The 17,723-nt window shown below is 56.4% G+C and carries 20 protein-coding genes; 10 read left to right on the top strand and 10 right to left on the bottom strand.

Translation table 11 applies throughout. The annotated features are described in order from the left end of the window. Nucleotides 1–47 precede the first annotated feature (47 nt). On the bottom strand, nt 48–617 hold the full coding sequence (locus Q0816_RS11350) for a gamma-glutamylcyclotransferase family protein (protein WP_298850468.1): 570 nt from the start codon (nt 615–617) through the stop codon (nt 48–50). A gap of 93 nt (nt 618–710) precedes the next feature. On the opposite strand from Q0816_RS11350, the gene Q0816_RS11345 reads away from it, so the two are divergent. Next, nucleotides 711–1,157, top strand: a complete 447-nt coding sequence (locus Q0816_RS11345; protein WP_298850466.1) for an Rrf2 family transcriptional regulator — start codon at nt 711–713, stop codon at nt 1,155–1,157. A 2-nt stretch (nt 1,158–1,159) separates the two neighbouring features. On the opposite strand, the gene Q0816_RS11340 is transcribed toward Q0816_RS11345, so the two are convergent. Both Q0816_RS11340 and Q0816_RS11335 read right to left on the bottom strand, forming a co-directional pair. Further along, the gene (locus Q0816_RS11340) at nt 1,160–3,688 is read right to left on the bottom strand and encodes an FtsX-like permease family protein (RefSeq protein ID WP_298850464.1); all 2,529 of its coding nucleotides are present in this window, start codon (nt 3,686–3,688) and stop codon (nt 1,160–1,162) included. Continuing rightward, entirely contained in the window at nt 3,685–4,380 is a 696-nt protein-coding gene (locus tag Q0816_RS11335; protein ID WP_298850462.1) for an ABC transporter ATP-binding protein, read from the bottom strand. Before Q0816_RS11335 ends, Q0816_RS11340 begins: the two co-directional genes overlap by 4 nt. A 66-nt stretch (nt 4,381–4,446) precedes the next feature. Here Q0816_RS11335 and Q0816_RS11330 point away from each other — a divergent pair, with 66 nt between their 5' ends. Further along, nucleotides 4,447–5,073 (top strand): arylesterase, encoded by a 627-nt coding sequence (locus Q0816_RS11330; protein WP_298850904.1) that lies wholly within the window; start codon nt 4,447–4,449, stop codon nt 5,071–5,073. Between the two features lie 18 nt (nt 5,074–5,091). Here the strand turns inward: Q0816_RS11330 and Q0816_RS11325 are convergent, their stop codons facing one another. Both Q0816_RS11325 and Q0816_RS11320 read right to left on the bottom strand, forming a co-directional pair. Further along, nucleotides 5,092–5,646, bottom strand: coding sequence for a L,D-transpeptidase (locus tag Q0816_RS11325; RefSeq protein ID WP_298850461.1), 555 nt, complete (start codon nt 5,644–5,646; stop codon nt 5,092–5,094). Nucleotides 5,647–5,811: 165 nt separating this feature from the next. Next, nucleotides 5,812–6,018: a cold-shock protein gene (locus Q0816_RS11320; protein WP_298850459.1), complete on the bottom strand. Its 207-nt coding sequence runs from the start codon at nt 6,016–6,018 to the stop codon at nt 5,812–5,814. A gap of 428 nt (nt 6,019–6,446) precedes the next feature. Between Q0816_RS11320 and Q0816_RS11315 the strand changes: the two genes are divergently transcribed. Both Q0816_RS11315 and Q0816_RS11310 read left to right on the top strand, forming a co-directional pair. Next, nucleotides 6,447–7,379: a hypothetical protein gene (locus Q0816_RS11315; RefSeq protein ID WP_298850458.1), complete on the top strand. Its 933-nt coding sequence runs from the start codon at nt 6,447–6,449 to the stop codon at nt 7,377–7,379. A 49-nt stretch (nt 7,380–7,428) separates the two neighbouring features. Then, nucleotides 7,429–7,593 carry a hypothetical protein gene (locus tag Q0816_RS11310; protein WP_298850456.1) on the top strand — a complete coding sequence of 55 codons (165 nt, stop codon included), beginning with the start codon at nt 7,429–7,431 and terminating at the stop codon, nt 7,591–7,593. A gap of 58 nt (nt 7,594–7,651) precedes the next feature. On the opposite strand, the gene Q0816_RS11305 is transcribed toward Q0816_RS11310, so the two are convergent. Then, on the bottom strand, nt 7,652–8,347 hold the full coding sequence (locus Q0816_RS11305; protein ID WP_298850455.1) for a hypothetical protein: 696 nt from the start codon (nt 8,345–8,347) through the stop codon (nt 7,652–7,654). A 61-nt stretch (nt 8,348–8,408) separates the two neighbouring features. Continuing rightward, nucleotides 8,409–10,064 (bottom strand): energy-dependent translational throttle protein EttA, encoded by a 1,656-nt coding sequence (gene ettA, locus Q0816_RS11300; RefSeq protein ID WP_298850454.1) that lies wholly within the window; start codon nt 10,062–10,064, stop codon nt 8,409–8,411. A gap of 66 nt (nt 10,065–10,130) precedes the next feature. Between ettA and Q0816_RS11295 the strand changes: the two genes are divergently transcribed. From Q0816_RS11295 to dacB, 4 genes are all read left to right on the top strand, one after another. Further along, nucleotides 10,131–10,961: a hypothetical protein gene (locus tag Q0816_RS11295; RefSeq protein WP_298850452.1), complete on the top strand. Its 831-nt coding sequence runs from the start codon at nt 10,131–10,133 to the stop codon at nt 10,959–10,961. Then, a complete protein-coding gene (locus tag Q0816_RS11290) occupies nt 10,954–11,424 on the top strand; it encodes an MOSC domain-containing protein (protein ID WP_298850450.1) in 471 nt (156 codons plus the stop codon). The genes Q0816_RS11295 and Q0816_RS11290 overlap by 8 nt, the downstream gene beginning before the upstream one ends. 32 nt (nt 11,425–11,456) lie before the next feature. Beyond that, nucleotides 11,457–12,077, top strand: coding sequence for a nicotinate-nucleotide adenylyltransferase (locus Q0816_RS11285; RefSeq protein ID WP_298850448.1), 621 nt, complete (start codon nt 11,457–11,459; stop codon nt 12,075–12,077). A 66-nt stretch (nt 12,078–12,143) separates the two neighbouring features. Further along, complete coding sequence (gene dacB, locus Q0816_RS11280) at nt 12,144–13,622, top strand: D-alanyl-D-alanine carboxypeptidase/D-alanyl-D-alanine-endopeptidase (RefSeq protein ID WP_298850446.1); 1,479 nt, start codon at nt 12,144–12,146, stop codon at nt 13,620–13,622. Nucleotides 13,623–13,650: 28 nt separating this feature from the next. On the opposite strand, the gene Q0816_RS11275 is transcribed toward dacB, so the two are convergent. The 3 genes from Q0816_RS11275 to Q0816_RS11265 form a co-directional block, all read right to left on the bottom strand. After that, the gene (locus Q0816_RS11275; RefSeq protein ID WP_298850444.1) at nt 13,651–14,073 is read right to left on the bottom strand and encodes a tellurite resistance TerB family protein; all 423 of its coding nucleotides are present in this window, start codon (nt 14,071–14,073) and stop codon (nt 13,651–13,653) included. A gap of 88 nt (nt 14,074–14,161) precedes the next feature. Beyond that, nucleotides 14,162–14,536, bottom strand: coding sequence for an EamA family transporter (locus Q0816_RS11270; RefSeq protein ID WP_298850442.1), 375 nt, complete (start codon nt 14,534–14,536; stop codon nt 14,162–14,164). Next, a complete protein-coding gene (locus Q0816_RS11265) occupies nt 14,533–15,258 on the bottom strand; it encodes a methyltransferase domain-containing protein (RefSeq protein WP_298850440.1) in 726 nt (241 codons plus the stop codon). The genes Q0816_RS11270 and Q0816_RS11265 overlap by 4 nt, the downstream gene beginning before the upstream one ends. A gap of 370 nt (nt 15,259–15,628) precedes the next feature. Here Q0816_RS11265 and Q0816_RS11260 point away from each other — a divergent pair, with 370 nt between their 5' ends. Together Q0816_RS11260 and Q0816_RS11255 are read left to right on the top strand one after the other, a co-directional pair. Continuing rightward, complete coding sequence (locus tag Q0816_RS11260; protein ID WP_298850438.1) at nt 15,629–17,203, top strand: lysine--tRNA ligase; 1,575 nt, start codon at nt 15,629–15,631, stop codon at nt 17,201–17,203. Between the two features lie 48 nt (nt 17,204–17,251). Further along, on the top strand, nt 17,252–17,653 hold the full coding sequence (locus tag Q0816_RS11255; RefSeq protein WP_298850436.1) for a DUF4864 domain-containing protein: 402 nt from the start codon (nt 17,252–17,254) through the stop codon (nt 17,651–17,653). Nucleotides 17,654–17,723 lie beyond the last annotated feature (70 nt).

Below are 17,723 nucleotides of genomic sequence, written 5' to 3'. Positions count from 1 at the left end.
TGAAGAATTGCAGGTAGGGGTCACGTCGCGGGCGTGGCCCTTTATCGTTAGGCCGGGTGCACGATTCGAACCGACAAACTGGTCAGGCGATCATCAACAAAACCACGCTCGGCAGATTTGAGCTGCTGGTGGCGCGGATAACGTGGTTCGGCGCGATCATTCAGGATCGGGGCCTCCCAGCCGCTTGTGGTCGCAAAGAAGCGATCAGCGCCGTCCTCTCCAAACGCCCGCAAGTACCCCTGCACAACTACATCGATATAGCTGAGCAACAGCGGGTGGTGGTTACTGGGTTCATTGTGTCGGCTTTGCGGAACTGCATAGACAGCGATTTCGACCTCATGCGTCAGTGGATGGGAAATTGCATCCGTCGCAAGAATTCGGTCGTAAGCCCATTCACGCTCATCCAGTGCGGCCCAGTCGTTTTTTGGCACATGTGCAATCATACCTTCGATCTCGGACTCTGCGTCAGGTACAGCGGTCAGAAAGGCCACAGGGCGCAGGTCAGTGTGGCGCCATGCTCGTCGCCAGCCTTTCAGCCTCGCGGGGCGGGGGTTGGGGAAATCATGCGTCGCCAGGTTCACCAGGCTGCCATAGCCAAAGAAGTAGGGATCAGCCATCGAAAGGGCTTCCTTTTCATCGATTGATGTATGTCAAACCGCTTTTTTCCCGGACATGCAATAAGGTTGTATCTTGAAATTAGGGAGGCCCTCATGCGGATTACCAAGCGGACGAATATCGCAGTGCGTCTGTTGATGTATTGCGCAGCTCACCCGGACAGGTTGGTCACGAAATCCGAAATCGCCGAAGTATGCAATATTTCGGAAAACCATCTGGCGCAGGTGATCAATCAGCTAAGCCAGTTGAACTACCTGAGCACGCAGCGCGGCCGTAACGGCGGGATGTCACTGGCGCGCCCGGCGGACCAGATACGTATTGGCGCAGTGTTTAGGCATGTCGAAGGTGCATTGCCCATTGCCGAGTGTTTTGCTGATGCAGACAACACTTGCCCTTTGACGGACGCCTGTCGGTTGCGGCTGGCGTTGCAAGACGCGGCTGAGGTGTTCTATGCGTCTCTTGACGACGTTTCTTTGGACGCGCTGGTTTGTGACAATGATCCGTTGCTAAAGCTTTTGCAGCCTGTGGCCTGCGTTCGTTAAAACTAATCGCTGGCGCGTAGAATCCGGGCCGGTCGAACGGAGAGGGGGCGCAGGGCGAAAGCTAGCCCTGCACATAATGTGACGCTGATTCCGGCCAGAACTATGCTGAAGGCCGAAGACCAGATGACTGTGAATTCCGTTTCAAAGATGTAGGTGGCTACGGCCCAGCCGCCCAGGATGCCAACCAGCAAAGCGACGCAGCCCGCTGCGGCCCCCAGCAGGACAGACCGCAAGCCAAAGCTCCGCAGGATGCGGCCACGGTCCGCTCCGAGTGTCTTGAGGACTGCCGCCTCGTACCTGCGGGCAGGTTCACCCGCCGCCGCCGCGCCTATCAGAACCAGAAATCCGGTCAGCAGGGACACGCCCGCGCCATAAGAAGTCGCAGCGGCGATGCCTGCCAGCAGACCCGAGACCCGGTCAATGGCGTCGCGTACTCGAATGGCTGTGATGTTCGGGAATTGGCCTGCAAGGTCTCGCAGGATGGCGGCCTCTGCCTGTTCTTCAGCATAGACTGTCGCGATAAAGCTGTGCGGCGCACCGGCAAGCGCAGACGGGTTCATCGACATGATGAACCCCATGCCCGCCGTAGAAAAATCCACCTCGCGCATCGAGGTCAGTTCTGCTGTGATGTCGCGCCCGAGGATATTGACGGTCAGTTGGTCGCCAAGCTTCAACCCCATCTCTTCGGCTTCTTCGGCGGCAAAGCTGACCTGAGGCGCACCTGCATAGTCTTCGGCCCACCAGTCCCCTGCAGTCACGCGCGCATTCGAGGGAGGTTCAACCGAATAGGTTACGCCGCGATCCCCCTCCAACACCCAATGATCTCCGGCCACGTCCCGCGCAGGTCTACCGTTGATCTGCGTGATGATCCCGCGCAACATCGGTGCGCTTTCAATGCGGCTGACGGCAGGGTCAGTTTGAAGGCGTTCGGTGAAGCCGGGCATTTGATCCTTCTGGATGTCTACGAAGAAATACGAAGGCGCGACATCCGGCAAATTGCCTGAGATCGCATTGCGCAGCGTGCCGTCGATCTGTCCGACCGCAGCCAGCACCGACAAGCCCAGCCCGAGTGACAGAACCACCGACCCTGCGCTTTCACGCGGGTCTGAAATGGCGGACAAGGCCCATCGCAGGGCGGGGCGGCCGCGGGCAAGGGGAGTGCCAGCCCGGGCTAGTTTGCGAATGGCATAGGCTGCGAAGGTCAGCAATGCCAACGCGCCAACAAGCCCGCTGCTGGTCCAGAGGGTGAGCCGGGTTGAACCGCTGAACCACGATGCAATGGCGATGAGCAGCGCCAGCCCGATACCCGATGCCACGACATAAATCAGGCGCGGAACAGGACGGGCCGAACTTAACGCATCGCGAAACAAAGTTGCGGCGCGCACGTCCTCGGTTCGGGCCAGTGGCCAAAGTGTGAACAGAAATGCGGTCAGCAAACCATAGATTGCCGCTTCGATAAGCGGTTTCGAATACAGGGAAAATATTGCCGGAACAGGCAATTGGCTTTCCAGCAATGGGGCAAGCACAAGCGGTGCCAGCCCACCCAGCGCAAGGCCGATCAAGATGCCGATGACGGAAAGCACCCCGATCTGGATCATGTAAGTCTGGAAGATGGTGGCGCGATCCGCCCCCAATGTGCGCAGTGTTGCAACGGTTTCTGTTTTCTGGGTCAGGTAAGCACGCACGGCAGCGGATACGCCGATACCACCGACGGCAAGACCGGACAGCCCGACAAGGACAAGAAAGGCGCTGAGGCGGTTGACGAACTCGGATATTCCGGGCGCGCCATTTCGAGCGTCGGTCCAGCGCATCCCGGTACCTTCAAATGCCCCACTGGCCTTTGCCGCCACATCCGAAAGGTTGACGCCTTGGGGCAGCGACAACCTGTACTTCGTCGAAAACAGAGTTCCGGGTTCCAGCAAACCGGACGCCTGCAACGCCTTTGTCCGAACCAATGTGCGTGGCCCAAGGCCAAACCCGTCCGCTGCGCTGTCAGGTTCGTTCAGCAGGGCTGCCGTCAGGATGAACTCTTGCGTGCCAAGCGTAAAATGATCACCGACAGATAACCCAAGCCGATCTATCAGCAGGGGCTCCATAATGGCCCCGGGTAAACCGGAACTGGCGCTCAAAGCATCGTTCAGCGTGATGTCCGGCTTTAGCGCAACTGATCCAATCAGGGGATAAGAATCATCGACGGACTTAACCTGCGTCAGCGCCCGTTCCGGTCCGGCGGCACCGGGCACAACGGCCATCGAGCGGAAATCGACAATCTCGGATACCTGCTCGGACGTCTGCTGCATCCAGGCACGCTCGGCCTCGTCGGCAAAACGATAGGTGAATTCAAGCTCGGCATCGCCGCCCAGCAGTGATGCCCCCTCTTGCGCAAGCCCGGCCTGGATGGCCTGCCGCACCGACCCGACCGCTGCAATGGCTGCAACCCCCAGTGCCAGACATGCCAGAAATATCCGAAAACCGCGCAGTCCGCCGCGAAGCTCTCGACGGGCCAACCGCCCGGCAAGCCGCAGGCTCATTCTGCGGCCTCCTGCCGGGTTTCTTCCGCGATCCTGCCGTCGCGCAGGCGGATCACCCGATCACACCGTTCTGCCAGCGTATGGCTGTGTGTCACCAGAACGAGGGTTGCATCGTATCTCCGGCGCAGCCCAAACAGCAGATCAACAATCGCGGTCCCATTTGTTTCATCCAGGTTCCCGGTCGGTTCGTCCGCCAGCAGAATTTTGGGACGCGGGGCAGACGCCCGCGCCAGAGCAACACGTTGCTGTTCGCCACCCGACAGTTGTGCTGGGTAATGATCGCGACGATGCGACAGGCCAACCGCGTCCAGCTCTTGCGCGGCCCGATCGAACGCATCCTCGTGCCCCGCCAATTCCAAGGGGGTCGCCACGTTTTCAAGCGCCGTCATTGTCGGGATCAGGTGGAAGTTCTGAAATACTACTCCCATGCTATTGCGTCGAAATCGGGCCAGGGCGTCCTCATCCATGTCGGTCAGATCCTGACCCAAAGCGGCGACCTGACCGCGCGTCGCTTGTTCCAACCCGCCCATCAACATCAGCAACGAAGATTTGCCTGACCCGGAAGGCCCAACAAGCCCTAGCGTTTCACCCCTGTTCACAGTCAACGTAATGTCATGCAGAATATCGACCCGTCCGGCATTGCCATCCAGAGACAAAGCGGCATTTTGAAGGGTGAGAACAGCAGAGGTCATGGGTCTACCCGAAAAAGGAGCGGTCTTTTGGGATATGGAGCGATCACCACGTTGCGCAAGGCTTTGATGACATGTCTTATTACGTGCTGCGGTTTCGCTGCCACAGCCGAACAGGTGGTGATTGCCGCTTTGGGAGACTCACTGACCCATGGTTATGGGCTGGTTCAAGAGGAGGGATTTGTTCCCCAGCTTGACCGTTGGCTGCGGGCACATGGCGCGAATGTTCGGATTATCAATGCGGGGGCTTCCGGAGATACGACAGCGGGCGGGGCTGCGCGGGTGGAATGGACCCTGACGCCGGATGTGGACGGTATGATCGTTGCCCTTGGTGGCAACGATTTGTTGCGCGGGATCGACCCCGCCGCCTCGCGGGCCAATCTGCGCAAAATCCTTGAAGCTGCACGCGACGCGAATGTCGCGGTTTTGCTCGTCGGCATGCAGGCACCGGGAAATTACGGCGCCGAATACAAACAGTCCTTCGACGATATGTATCCTGACTTGTCGCAAGAGTTTGGCGTTCTTTTTGCCGCCAATTTCTTTGAAGGGCTTGCCGCACAGGGCGACCCCGGAGCCGTGTCGCAGTTCATGCAACCCGATGGAATTCACCCGAATGCAGCTGGTGTGGCAATGATAGTAGACGCGCTGGGTCCGTCTGTATTGAAGCTTGTGGATAAGGCGGACGGTGAAGGGTAACAACTCCTCCACGTAAACTCAGACGACCGTAACAACGGTTCCGATCGGAACCCGGTTGTACAAATCTACAACATGCTCGTTCAGCATCCGGATGCATCCGTTCGATACTGCTCGGCCAATGGTCTGTGGCTGCGTTGTGCCGTGGATGCGGAAATAAGTATCGACACCGTTCTGGAACAGATACAGAGCCCGAGCGCCCAGAGGATTATCTCCTCCGCCGGGCTGGACATACTCGTTATCTTTGAACTTAGCATAAGCCACCGGGTCGCGCTCGATCATCTCCTCGGTTGGCCGCCAAGTGGGCCATTCCTTTTTCACGTCGATGGTGGCTGTGCCGGTGAATTCCAGCCCAGCTTTGCCGACACCACAGCCATAACGGATCGCCTTGCGCGGTTCAGTGACAAAATAGAGATAGAACGAGCGGGGTGCGACCAACAGCTGCCCAGGTACAAACTGCTTTTTGATGCGCACGAATTGCGGCGTCGGATCATACTCGACCGCTTTCTTGGCGCTGGCTATACCCGGCAACAGGCTGGCCGCGGTCCCGGCCAGAAAAATACGGCGTGTGAACATCGAAACCCTCATCAAATGACCGAAGAAACCTGCGTTTCAGTTTCATCATGGTATGATATTTGGTCAATTCTAGGGCAAACATCACGCGGTTGTGATGTGTCCCGCCTGCCACTGGCAGCGAGGCGGAAAAAAGGGCGAGGGGAGTTCCCTCACCCGATCTCAAGCTTATGCAAGCTGGATGTTGTCGGCGCTTTCGCGGCCGTCACGACCAGCGCGCAGCTCGTACGTGACTTTCTGGTTGTCGGCCAGACCGGTCAGGCCCGAACGCTCGACAGCCGAGATGTGGACGAAGACGTCTTTGCCGCCTTCTTCAGGTGCGATAAAGCCGAAGCCTTTGGTGGTGTTGAACCATTTTACGGTGCCTGCAGGCATATCCGTGTCTCCTGTTTTAGTGCTGCCCACGGGGATGCGGCAGCCCGGCGTCGTCGTCTGTATCGATAGACTGAGCGCCGGTAACGGAGACAGTGGGTCGAAATAGAAAAACGTAAGCGCCTTTGATATGGCATCGGTCAGGCCGTGTGACAAGGGATTTTGTACGTTTCGTACAAGGGTTTGAGGGTCAATTGTCCGATTTGCACAAGAATCCGCCGATCGGATTAGGTATCACTTTGAGCGCGTTCTACATGATGTGGTTGATGGCTCAGAGCATACTAACGGAATTCAGAATCCGTTAACCAAGCCTGTGATCAAGTTGGGGTATGAGCAACCACCGGCGGGTCCGCATTCCCGGAGCCAGGTACTTTTTCGCCGTGTCCCTGGCCGACCGATCATCAGATTTGTTGACGCGCGAGGTCGCACATTTGCGGGTGGCGTTTGCGGTGACACAGAAAGAGCGACCGTTCTGGTGCGATGCGTTTGTTGTGTTGCCCGATCATCTGCATGCAGTTTGGACATTGTCGCCGAGGGATACGGATTATTCGACGCGGTGGGGTGCGATCAAGGCGCGGTTTACGCGCAGGGTGTCGGAGACAAGGAAGATGGGGTCAAACCCCATCCTGCGCATGCTGCCCGATTCGTACTTTTTTCGCCGAGAGGAGCGGATAAACCTTTGGCAGCGCATTCAGCCAGTGGTTGCGAGCCTTTGCGTTCAAACACTTAGGGTGAAATCCGAAAACCGCGCCTGCACGAATTTGCCGGTCAATCGTCAGTTGTGGCCCCAAGCGCCAATACCAGAGACGTTTTGTTCGGTTGAACAAGGATATTGTTCACAACCATCAGTTTTCATTCAAGAAATGCGATATTTGGAAAAACCGGAGGCTGATGTTAAAATATCCGCAGTGGCCGTGGGGGAGAATTTGAGAGCTTTATGTACGATAATGCTGATGTGCTGGGCCGGAGCGTCGCATGCTCTGACCGTTCCTGTTGGAGCGGAGAGTTTGGAACTGAACGTGTCTGAAGAAGAGCTGGATAACCAGCCCATCTTTTTGCGTGAACAGGATATTGAAGTTTCTACATTCGAAGACATGATCGCGCGCCGCATGGGCAGGCTTCGTCATTTGGAAGAACTCGGCAGGTATGACCTTTTGCAGGAGGCTTGGGAAGAACTGGCCGAGCTCGAAGAAAATGCCAATCCGGAATTCTGTGAGCAGAGCTGCGGCGAAACCGAGACGCTGGGCACCGGTGCGGATGTGAATGTCGCAGCCGTCCCGCTTCCCGCCAGTTGGCTACTGCTGGTCGGCGCGGTGACAGGGCTGTTTGGCGTCGGAAAGATTCGCGCAAACCGATCTGCGTAAGCACTGCCCCTGCAATCATCACATACATTGAGAATTGGGAGGCCGTAGAGTGGCGGCCCCGTTCGTGGGCGAGCTGGTCAAGCCGCCGATCAATATGCGTATTCGCCAATTCATTGCGATATCCGCGCAGGTCGGGTTGATCCGGAATGGCAAGGTGGTGTCACCGAGGGCATTTTCGGAGAGCCTTGGGATGGATGATTTCACCTACATTTGACGCGGTGGGATTTTGGAGAATTGAGGAGTGACGGGTGTAAGCACCCACCCTAGGTTTGTTATGTGTCGTCATTAGAGCTAGAGAGCCGTCGAAAAACTCCCAATGTAAGAACTATATCGGACAGCAATACTTGAACCATTGCGAGGCTCGCTAACATACCTGTCCCAAAGGCGACCCACATAACCCAAGACCATACGTTAAGGTTTTGAGCAATTGAGTAATAAGAATAAAAAATTGCGTACAATGGGATAGCATAAGTTATTATCACACCCATGTTTTTGACAATAGCGTACATCCACGAGCTCATAAGTAAAATTGATTTTCTGTTTTTGAATCTTAAACGTGTAATTACAGATATTGGTCCAACGCGAAGAAGCGTTGGGTATGACATAATGTCAAAAAATTGCCGTTGAGTAACAATCGACTTATCTGGGTCTGCAATTTGGTCAATCGCTTTGTGTGCTAAGTCATATGCCAACATCGCATTCGCCCGAGCCGAACTATATGAAACAGCCAGAGCGCACATCGTGAAGAATGCCAAGACGTCGAAAAGCCCTTTTTCGACTATTCCAAGCCCGAATGGCAGTGATTTTGTTATCGCACCCCCGTCTTCAGTTAGTTGCGTTTCAGGTAAGACGACAACAGCCAACACTGTTACAAGCGAGAGCCACAATCGATTAGATAGCTTCGCATACAAACTAAACCCTTCCGCGAGATCTTTAACAACTTGTTTTGCACCTTCGGTTTCGGCCAATTCTAGGAACCCATTATTAGTACTCAAGATCCATCTATGAATATCAGTATAACGTTAGCTTCTACCGCGCAAACTTCTTATGCTTCAACCGCTTGGGCTCCAACGCGTCCGGTCCCAAACGGCGTTTTTTGTCCTCTTCGTAGTCCTCGAAGTTGCCCTCGAACCACTCCACATGTGCATCCCCCTCGAACGCCAGAATATGCGTGCAAATCCGGTCGAGGAAGAAGCGGTCGTGTGAGATGACGACGGCGCAGCCGGCGAAATCGACCAGGGCGTCTTCCAGCGCGCGCAGGGTTTCGACGTCCAGATCGTTGGTGGGTTCGTCGAGCAGCAGGACGTTGCCGCCTTCTTTCAGCAGGCGGGCCATGTGGACGCGGTTGCGCTCACCCCCGGATAGCAGTGAGACCTTTTTCTGCTGGTCGCCGCCCTTGAAGTTGAAGGATGAGCAATAGGCGCGGGAATTGACCTGCGCGTCGCCCAACTGGATGATCTCGGCGCCGCCGGTGATTGCTTCCCACACGGTGTCGTTGTCCTTGAGGTCGTCGCGGGACTGGTCGACATAGGACAGCTCAACCGTGTCGCCCAGTGTGATGGTGCCTGCGTCAGGTGTTTCCTGACCGGTGAGCATTTTGAACAGGGTCGATTTACCAGCACCGTTGGGGCCGATGACGCCGACGATGCCGCCGGGGGGCAGGGCAAAGTCCAGCCCTTCGATCAGTTGCTTGTCGCCCATGTGTTTCGACAGGCCCTCGACCTCGATCACCTTGCCGCCAAGGCGCTGGCCGTTGGGGATGACGATCTGGGCGCGGGTTAGCTTTTCGCGCTCGGACTGGTCTGCCAGCTCGTTATAGGCGTTGATCCGGGCCTTGGATTTGGCCTGACGGGCCTTCTGGCCCTGACGCATCCATTCCAACTCGCGCTGCAGGGTCTTCTGCTTGGACTTGTCTTCACGGGCTTCCTGTTCCAGCCGTTTGGCCTTTTGTTCCAGCCATGCGGAATAGTTGCCCTCGTAAGGCAGGCCGCGGCCCCGGTCCAGTTCGAGGATCCAGCCGGTGATGCTGTCGAGGAAATAGCGGTCGTGGGTGACGATCAGGATGGTGCCCTTGTAGTCGATCAGGTGCTGTTGCAGCCAGGCGATGGTTTCGGCGTCCAGGTGGTTGGTCGGTTCATCGAGCAGCAGCATGTCAGGCGCTTCCAGCAGCAGCTTGCAGAGCGCCACTCGACGTTTCTCACCACCCGAGAGGTTGGCGATGTTGGCATCGTCGGCGGGGCAGCGCAGCGCCTCCATCGAAACGTCGATCTGGCTGTCGAGATCCCACAGGTTCTGGCTGTCGATCTCGTCCTGCAGCTTGGCCATCTCGTCAGCGGTTTCATCGCTGTAGTTCATCGCCAGCTCGTTATAGCGGTCGAGGATTGCCTTCTTCCCCGCCACGCCCAGCATGACGTTTTCGCGCACGCTGAGGGTTTCGTCCAGCTTCGGTTCCTGCGGCAGATAGCCGACCTTGGCACCCTCGGCCGCCCAGGCTTCGCCGGTGAAGTCCTTGTCCAGACCCGCCATGATCTTCATCAGCGTCGATTTACCCGCACCGTTAACGCCGACAACACCGATTTTCACGCCGGGCAGAAAGCTCAGGTGGATGTTTTCAAAGCACTTCTTGCCACCAGGATAGGTCTTGGAGACACCCTGCATGTGGTAGACATATTGATAGGCGGCCATGTCGCGTCCTTTGGGTCGGGGAAATTGGGTTGGGCGGTGTGATAGCGGATGCGTTGGGTGGGGGCAATGAGGCACTATCTGTTTGAGCAACTGAGAGAGGACATTTTTATGCAGGGCGAACAACGCAGGTCGGTGGAATTTAGCGTACTGGAGTTTAGCGAAGCCGATCTCTCTGAAATGGAGGAATGGGAAGCTGCCGCACTAGCTTTAACTTCATATATTGCAAGTGAAGTTCGTACTATGATGCGTCTCTATCTCGCTTCGGCTCATGATTTCGACGACGAATTCTTGGTAAACCTAGCTTCGATCTCTCAGCGCGCTGTGGTCTTACGCATTTGGTCCGCCAAGCTTTACGAGTTCATAGATTTCGTCGAGAAAAACAACCGGCAGGTGTCCAAGCTGCCGAAGCCGTTATTAGACTTGATAGATAAGACTGCGCAAAGACTGAAAGAAGTCAAAAGTGGCCAAGGTTGGGCTATTGCGAGAGCAATCAGAAACGAAACTGCATTTCACTACAATTTGAAAGCTGTGAAGAAGAACTTGAGGCACTTAACTTCTGGTGTGGACTTGAATTTTTATATTAATTCCCAAGCTGCCAACAGCATGTTCCCAATAGGAGAAGAAGTTGTTTTCAATGGGCGATTACATCGAAGTGGTCACCCAGGAGCAACTGTTGAGCAGAGAGGAGCTATTCTAAAGGAATGGCATATTTGGAATGTTTCAGTGACACGCGAAGTTTTTAGGCTGCACCAAAAGATGGTCAAAGCCTACGTTCATCCTAAGCAGCAGTTTGCCATACCGCGAAAGCGTAGTGTCTCGATGGCGAATTGCAAAGTGAAAGACTTTGACTCTTTCAGGCTCCCTCTATTTGACGACCCGGGTGAACGCAGTGAGTGATCTAAAATCCTTGATTGCCGGTTGGGCGCAGCCAGGACGTGTCGAATGGATCGGGCTACGACTCGAGCGGCGGGCGGAGATGGTTACAGTTGATGCTGGGATGATCTCCAACGACGGCCTCGAAGGTGACCGCAGCCGCGCAGGCAAGCGGGCGGTGACGCTGATTCAGCAAGAGCATCTGGCTGCGATTGGGTCTTATCTGGGGCTGGGGCCGGTCGCGCCTGACATTCTGCGGCGCAATCTAGTGGTGTCGGGGATCAATCTGGCGGCGCTCAAGGGGCGTGAGGTACAGGTGGGCGAGGCTATTCTGCGCTTTACTGTGATTTGCGCGCCGTGCAGCCGGATGGAAGAGGCGCTGGGCAAAGGTGGCTATTCCGCTGTGCGCGGGCATGGGGGGTGGTGTGCCGAAGTCATTCAACCGGGGCGGGTTTGTCTGGGCGATGTGGTGCAACCTGTTGATTGACAACACCCCGCAGTTCTGACCATCAGCAGAGTATGGAGCGGTACGACATTCCATATGCGCGGCCGGGGCAGGTCGTCGGTTTGTTCGGTGGGTCATTCGATCCACCGCATCAGGGCCATGTGCATGTTACGCTTGAGGCGATGAAGGCATTCGGACTGGATCGGGTGTGGTGGCTGGTGTCCCCCGGCAATCCTTTGAAAGAGCGTGGGCCTGCGCCAATAGAACGGCGGATGACGGCGGCGCGAGATGTGATGCAGCACCCGAAAGTCGATGTGACAAATATCGAAGCGCTGACGGGCACACGGGCGACTGCGGATACACTGGCGGCGTTGCGGCGACTTTATCCGCAAGTCAGGTTTGTCTGGCTGATGGGCGCGGACAATCTGGCGCAGTTTCATAAATGGAAAGACTGGCGGCTGATCATGGACAGCGTGCCGGTCGGTGTGGTGGCCCGGCCGGGAGATCGGATTTCGGCCCGGATGTCTCCGGCGGCGCGGGCTTATGCGGAATACAGGATCGACGGGCAGGCGCGACAACTTTTGGGGCGGGCGCATGCTCCGGCCTGGTGTTTTGTGAACGTGCCGATGGTCGATGTCAGTTCAACGGATATTCGGACACGTGGCGACTGGAGCGCGGAAGTGTTGCCGGAATAGCCTCACCAAGCGCATAATCTCAGGTAATGGTTGCGCGTATTTGATCTGTGGGATTTTAATTCGGCTATGGCTGGTCGTTTTTCACGTCGTATGTTTCTGGGGGGATTGGGGGCGTCTCTGATCCCAGCAGCTGGTCTGGCGCAGGCGCCATTGGTTTCGCTCAGGCCGCGTGCGCGCGGGGTGCTGTTGAGTGGCACCGAGCGTTTGGTCGCAGCAGCAGGGTTGAAGGGTGAGGTTGTATTCGCTGTGGCGGATGTGGCGACCGGGACGCCGCTGGAGGTTTTTGGCGAGGGCGCGGGTTTGCCCCCGGCCAGCGTTGGCAAGGCAATGACCGCACTTTACGCGCTGGACGTTCTGGGGCCTGACCATCGGTTCGAAACTCGTTTGATCGCGGATGGGTCGATTGAAAACGGAATTCTGCATGGCGATCTGATTCTGGCAGGGGGCGGAGACCCGTTGCTCGATACAGATGCGCTGGCCAAGATGGCGGCCAACCTGCGCGAGACCGGAATCACCGAGGTTCGCGGAGCCTTCAAGGTCTATGACGGGGCACTGCCCTTCGTGTTCAGCATTGATCCCGGGCAGCCGGATCATGTCGGGTACAGCCCGGCGATCAGCGGGATATCGTTGAATTTCAACCGTGTTCACTTTGAGTGGAAGCGTGCCGGTAAAGGCTATGACGTGAGCATGGATGCCCGAAGCGCGCGTTATGTGCCAGCAGTGGACATGGCAGCCATGCGGGTCGAAAGCCGAAGCTTGCCGATCTATACTTATCAGCCAAGCGCGCGGCAGGATCGCTGGACCGTGGCCAAGGGCGCGCTGGGCAATGGCGGGGCGCGTTGGTTGCCTGTGCGCAAACCAGCCTTGTACGCTGGGGATGTGTTTCGCACTTTGGCCCGGTCAAACGGGATCGTGCTGAAACGCGTCCAGGTGACGCGAGAGTCTCCGAAAGGCGTCGATCTTGTGGTGCATCGCAGCAATGCGTTGGACAGTATTCTGCGTGGGATGCTGAAATACTCGACCAACCTGACAGCCGAGATGGTCGGGCTGGCTGCGACCAAAGCGCGTGGTATTGAGCCTAAGAACCTGGCGGAGTCAGCGGCCGAGATGAACCGCTGGGCCTCTCAAAGCTTTGGCGTGAACGGAATTGCGATGGTCGATCATTCCGGTCTGGGCGACGCTTCACGCATGGTGCCTGCGGATCTGGTTGCCGCTTTGGTGGCAGCGCAGAAAACAGGGGCATTGCGCCCCTTGATGAAACCTTTTGCGCTGACGGATCGGAAAGGGCGACCTGTCAAGAATCATCCCATCAAGGTCGATGCCAAGACAGGGACCTTGAACTTTGTGTCCGGGTTGGGTGGTTTCCTGACGACGGCGGACGGGGTTGATCTGGCATTTGCGATTTTTACGGCTGATGTAGCCCATCGCGAAAAAATTCCGCGCGCGCAGCGTGAGCGCCCGGAAGGTGCGCGCAGTTGGAACCGCAGGTCGCGGAAATTGCAGCGGGCCTTGCTGGAACGCTGGGGCTCACTATACGGGAGCTGAAAGCTGTAGCTTGCCTGGGGTCCGACAATCAGACCGTGTGGCGCGCCCGTGCCCCGCGTTCGATGGCTGCCGCGTGCAGGCGGTCGATATTCAGCTCGTACCGGATTTCTTCCAGCAGACGAAGCTCTGTTTCGGCCAGTGATCCGTCGGCGGCCGCAACATCGCAGGCCAGCGCATAAGCTGTTTCGTTCAGACGTTCCGGCAGGTTTTCGCGGATCAGACCAAACAGCGCATCCAGCCCGTCTTCCTGTTCGAACAGATCAAACACAATCTGTGACACATGACGGGTCCGATCTATGTCGTATCCGGCGAAAACCGGCAGCATGTTGACTGCGACCTCGATTTTGACCAGCTCTGCCGTCCGGATGTTTTCGTCAGAGGCCGAGACGGCAACCATGATCGCCACAAGGCAATCCTGTGGGGACATCGGGTGGGGCGCTTGCTCGGTCATGGGATGGTCCTGATTGGGGTTGTTCGAAGACGCACGATATGAGCGCAGCGGGTCAGGTTCAACACCTTGTTTCACTCTGCAGGCCTGATCAGGTATTCATGACCATCATTCCAGAGATCAAAAGTGCGGCCCCCAACCAGTAACGCAGTCCCAGGGTTTCACCAAAAAAGAGGTGCGAGGCCAGCGGTACCAGAACAAAACTGAGGGCCATGAACGGGTAAGCCTGAGACAGGGTCAGATATCGCAGGACGTACACCCAAAGCACCGTCGCCGAACCATAGATGGCAAAGGCGGTCAGAAGGAAAGGGTCGAACAGAGTTTGGATGAGCCCCACCAATCCGGTGGCGTCGCGTCCATCAATCCGGTTTCCAGCTAGTTTGAACAAAATCTGGCCGACGGAGATCATCACCGGTGTAAACAGTAAACCGACCCAGACCATCGCCGTTGGGGCGGGCGGGGTCATTTTGGCTGCTCCGGTTTTGGTTCTGTCTTTGGGCGGTCTTCGCAGTAATAGATGTCGCGCCCCAGATCCTCGCAGACATGAATGTCGGGGCTGGGATGCACGGCGCGCAGAAAGCTGTGCGTATAGGGGAAAAAGTTGAAATGTGGATTGAAGGTAAACCTGCTTTCGCGTTCGCGTGGAACGACGATAATGACGCGTTTGCGTGCGACACGCCGCAGTTCAGCGATGGCACGTCGGTAATCCAGAAGATGTTCGATCACATGAGTGCAGATGACGGTGTCAAAGCTGTTGTCATCAAACGGAAGCTCTTCGATCCGGGCAGCGACATAGTCGATATTGTCGATGGCATCCGCATCATCGACCACGAAATCCACCCCGGTCAGGTGCGTGATGTCGGGTCGTGCAGCTTTGAGACGCTGCAACAGAACGCCGGTGCCGCAGCCGATATCGCAGATGTTTTGCCCAACGATATCCTTGGCTATCCGTTTGATGCAGGCTTCGGAGTTGTCGGTGCCCTGATGCACGCGTGGATGATCGCGATAGAGTTTCTCGTACTCGTCATCCGTCAGGTATGTTGCGCGCTCGCGGAATTCTGCAAGGCGTGTGATATGTTCTCCCCAAACCCGACACGCAAGCCAATGAAAGGCGGCGCTGTCACGTAAGATCGGGGGAAGGATATCTTCGAGTACAAAGCGTATACGGTTGGTGGTTTCGCGTCGCATCTCGTTTCCTTTTGTCCGGGGAAACCCCCCTGTCGCCTTTGTTTAGCATTGCCCGGTAAGCACACGAAATACGCAGGCCAAGACAGATCAAGCGGCCCGTGACTTTTTTGCTTCGTCGGGCACAATCGCCCGACCAATGTGGCTTCAGTAGGGCCGGTCAGTGAAATAAGTGGCGCAGTCATTTCAAGAAAACTGTTTGCGGGTTCAACAAGCTTTGTTCCTGTCAACCAGATGGAGATACTGTTTTTCACCGGGGTATAGTGCGAATTGCTCCACTGTTTTATTGACTCATGCTGCACTGGCACAATAGGAGGGGTCGGTCCGGTTGCATGGGGTGATCGAGACACCTTCCCCGATGGAGCATATTGAAATGTCTGAACTGCGCGAAACCGCGATGTCGTCCAAGGCCTGGCCTTTTGAAGAGGCGCGCCGGTTGCTCAAACGCTATCAGAAAGGTGCTCCTGAAAAGGGATATGTTCTGTTCGAAACCGGTTATGGCCCGTCGGGCTTGCCGCATATCGGTACGTTCGGTGAAGTCGCGCGGACCACGATGGTCAAGCGCGCATTTGAAGCGTTGTCGGACATCCCGACCAAGCTGATCTGTTTCTCGGACGATCTGGACGGGATGCGCAAAGTACCCAGCAACGTGCCGAACCCCGAGGCGCTTGAGGAGCATTTGCAACGCCCGTTGACCTCGGTTCCCGATCCGTTTGGCGAATACCCCAGCTTTGGCGAGTACAACAATGCCATGCTGCGCCGGTTCCTTGATACATTCGGCTTCGAATACGAATTCTACTCGGCACGCGATTTCTATCGCTCGGGTCAGTTTGACGAGATCCTGAAGCGTGCGGTCGACAAGTATGATGACGTGATGGCTATCATGCTGAAAAGCCTGCGGGAAGAGCGTCAGCAGACCTATTCAATCTTCCTGCCGATTCATCCCGAGACCGGCCGGGTTTTGTATGTGCCGATGAAGAAGGTTTGCGCCGAGACCTATACCGTTACATTCGATGATGAGGACGGCAAGGAATGGACCCTGCCCGTCACTGGTGGCAATTTAAAGCTGCAGTGGAAGCCTGATTTTGGCGCACGATGGGCTGCGCTGGGCGTCGATTTCGAGATGTACGGCAAAGAACACGCGACCAACGAAAAGATATATGACGCGATCTGCCGTGCGCTGGGTGGCCGTGCGCCCGAGCATTTTTCGTATGAGCTGTTTCTGGATGAGAATGGCCAGAAGATTTCCAAGTCGTCGGGTAATGGTGTCTCCATTGACGAATGGCTGACTTATGCGCCGACCGAGAGCTTGGCGTATTTCATGTATCAAAAGCCCAAAACGGCCAAGCGTATGCATTTCGATGTGATCCCGAAGGCTTATGACGAGTATCACCAGCAGTTGCGTGCCTATCCCGGTCAGGATCTGAAGGCGCAGTTGAACAACCCGGTATGGCATATTCACGGCGGAGACGTTCCTGAATCGACCCTGATTGTACCGTTTGCAATGTTGCTGAACCTGGCGTCGGTCTCAGGGGCGGAAGACAAAGAAGCACTGTGGGGCTTTATTCGTCGCTATGCGCCGGAAGCGACAGCAGAAAGCCATCCCGATCTGGATCAGGCTGCAGGTTTTGCGGTTTGCTACTTCAACGATTTCGTCAAACCCTCACGCAAACATCGTGCTCCGACGGATCAGGAACGTGAGGCACTGGAAGCACTGAAAGCCGCGCTTGAGGCTTATGAAGGCCCGACCGAGGATGAGGCGCTGCAATCGGTGGTCTATTCCATCGGGCGTGAACGGTTCGATCCCATGCGTGGTTGGTTCACGGCGCTGTATGAAGTGCTGCTTGGTGCATCGCAAGGTCCGCGCTTTGGCGGCTTCATCGCGCTTTATGGCGTGCCCGAGACAATTGCGCTGATTGACAAGGCGCTGGCCGGAGAGTTGGTCTGATTTGACCTGAACTGGCGTGGGGCTACTCTTTTCGCAGGAGGTGGCCCCATGCTTCGACTATTGCTTGCTGTATCCCTGAGTGCCGGACTGGCGTCGGGTGCCTTTGCGCAAAATGCCGAAATCGAGGCAAACATCGCGGCGCAGATACAAGCCTTTAAGGCGGATGATTTTGCGAAGGCCTTTACCTTTGCCAGTCCCAACATCCAGCAGCTGTTTCAAAACCCCGACAATTTTGGAGCCATGGTGCGCAATGGGTATCCCATGGTTTGGCGTCCGGCGGATGTGCGCTTTCTGGAGCTGCGCGAGATTGCCGGGGCTTTGTGGCAGAAGGTGATGATCACCGACGGAAACGGGCGGTTTCATATTCTGGATTATCAGATGATCCCGCTGGAAGGCGGCTGGAAGATCAACGGGGTCCAGTTGTTAGTCAATGCTGACCCTGCGGCTTGAAGCAACACCACCGTCACGGTGAGATGAGCCGGGGTTAATTCCCTTTCGGTATCCAGACTGTCGCGTTCGG

Origin of the sequence: uncultured Ruegeria sp., from assembly GCF_947497005.1 — a bacterium.
Classification (GTDB): Bacteria; Pseudomonadota; Alphaproteobacteria; order Rhodobacterales; family Rhodobacteraceae; genus Ruegeria.
Note: the sequence above shows the minus strand (reverse complement) of the source record. Positions and strands in the feature narration are given on the sequence as shown.

Coding starts and splice junctions, on each gene's coding strand:
- Q0816_RS11350 (WP_298850468.1), bottom strand. CDS start 617: ATGGCTGATCCCTACTTCTTTGGCTATGGCAGCCTGGTGAACCTGGCG.
- Q0816_RS11345 (WP_298850466.1), top strand. CDS start 711: ATGCGGATTACCAAGCGGACGAATATCGCAGTGCGTCTGTTGATGTAT.
- Q0816_RS11340 (WP_298850464.1), bottom strand. CDS start 3,688: ATGAGCCTGCGGCTTGCCGGGCGGTTGGCCCGTCGAGAGCTTCGCGGC.
- Q0816_RS11335 (WP_298850462.1), bottom strand. CDS start 4,380: ATGACCTCTGCTGTTCTCACCCTTCAAAATGCCGCTTTGTCTCTGGAT.
- Q0816_RS11330 (WP_298850904.1), top strand. CDS start 4,447: ATGACATGTCTTATTACGTGCTGCGGTTTCGCTGCCACAGCCGAACAG.
- Q0816_RS11325 (WP_298850461.1), bottom strand. CDS start 5,646: ATGTTCACACGCCGTATTTTTCTGGCCGGGACCGCGGCCAGCCTGTTG.
- Q0816_RS11320 (WP_298850459.1), bottom strand. CDS start 6,018: ATGCCTGCAGGCACCGTAAAATGGTTCAACACCACCAAAGGCTTCGGC.
- ettA (WP_298850454.1), bottom strand. CDS start 10,064: ATGGCCGCCTATCAATATGTCTACCACATGCAGGGTGTCTCCAAGACC.
- Q0816_RS11295 (WP_298850452.1), top strand. CDS start 10,131: ATGAGGCACTATCTGTTTGAGCAACTGAGAGAGGACATTTTTATGCAG.
- Q0816_RS11285 (WP_298850448.1), top strand. CDS start 11,457: ATGGAGCGGTACGACATTCCATATGCGCGGCCGGGGCAGGTCGTCGGT.
- dacB (WP_298850446.1), top strand. CDS start 12,144: ATGGCTGGTCGTTTTTCACGTCGTATGTTTCTGGGGGGATTGGGGGCG.
- Q0816_RS11275 (WP_298850444.1), bottom strand. CDS start 14,073: ATGACCGAGCAAGCGCCCCACCCGATGTCCCCACAGGATTGCCTTGTG.
- Q0816_RS11270 (WP_298850442.1), bottom strand. CDS start 14,536: ATGACCCCGCCCGCCCCAACGGCGATGGTCTGGGTCGGTTTACTGTTT.
- Q0816_RS11265 (WP_298850440.1), bottom strand. CDS start 15,258: ATGCGACGCGAAACCACCAACCGTATACGCTTTGTACTCGAAGATATC.
- Q0816_RS11260 (WP_298850438.1), top strand. CDS start 15,629: ATGTCTGAACTGCGCGAAACCGCGATGTCGTCCAAGGCCTGGCCTTTT.
- Q0816_RS11255 (WP_298850436.1), top strand. CDS start 17,252: ATGCTTCGACTATTGCTTGCTGTATCCCTGAGTGCCGGACTGGCGTCG.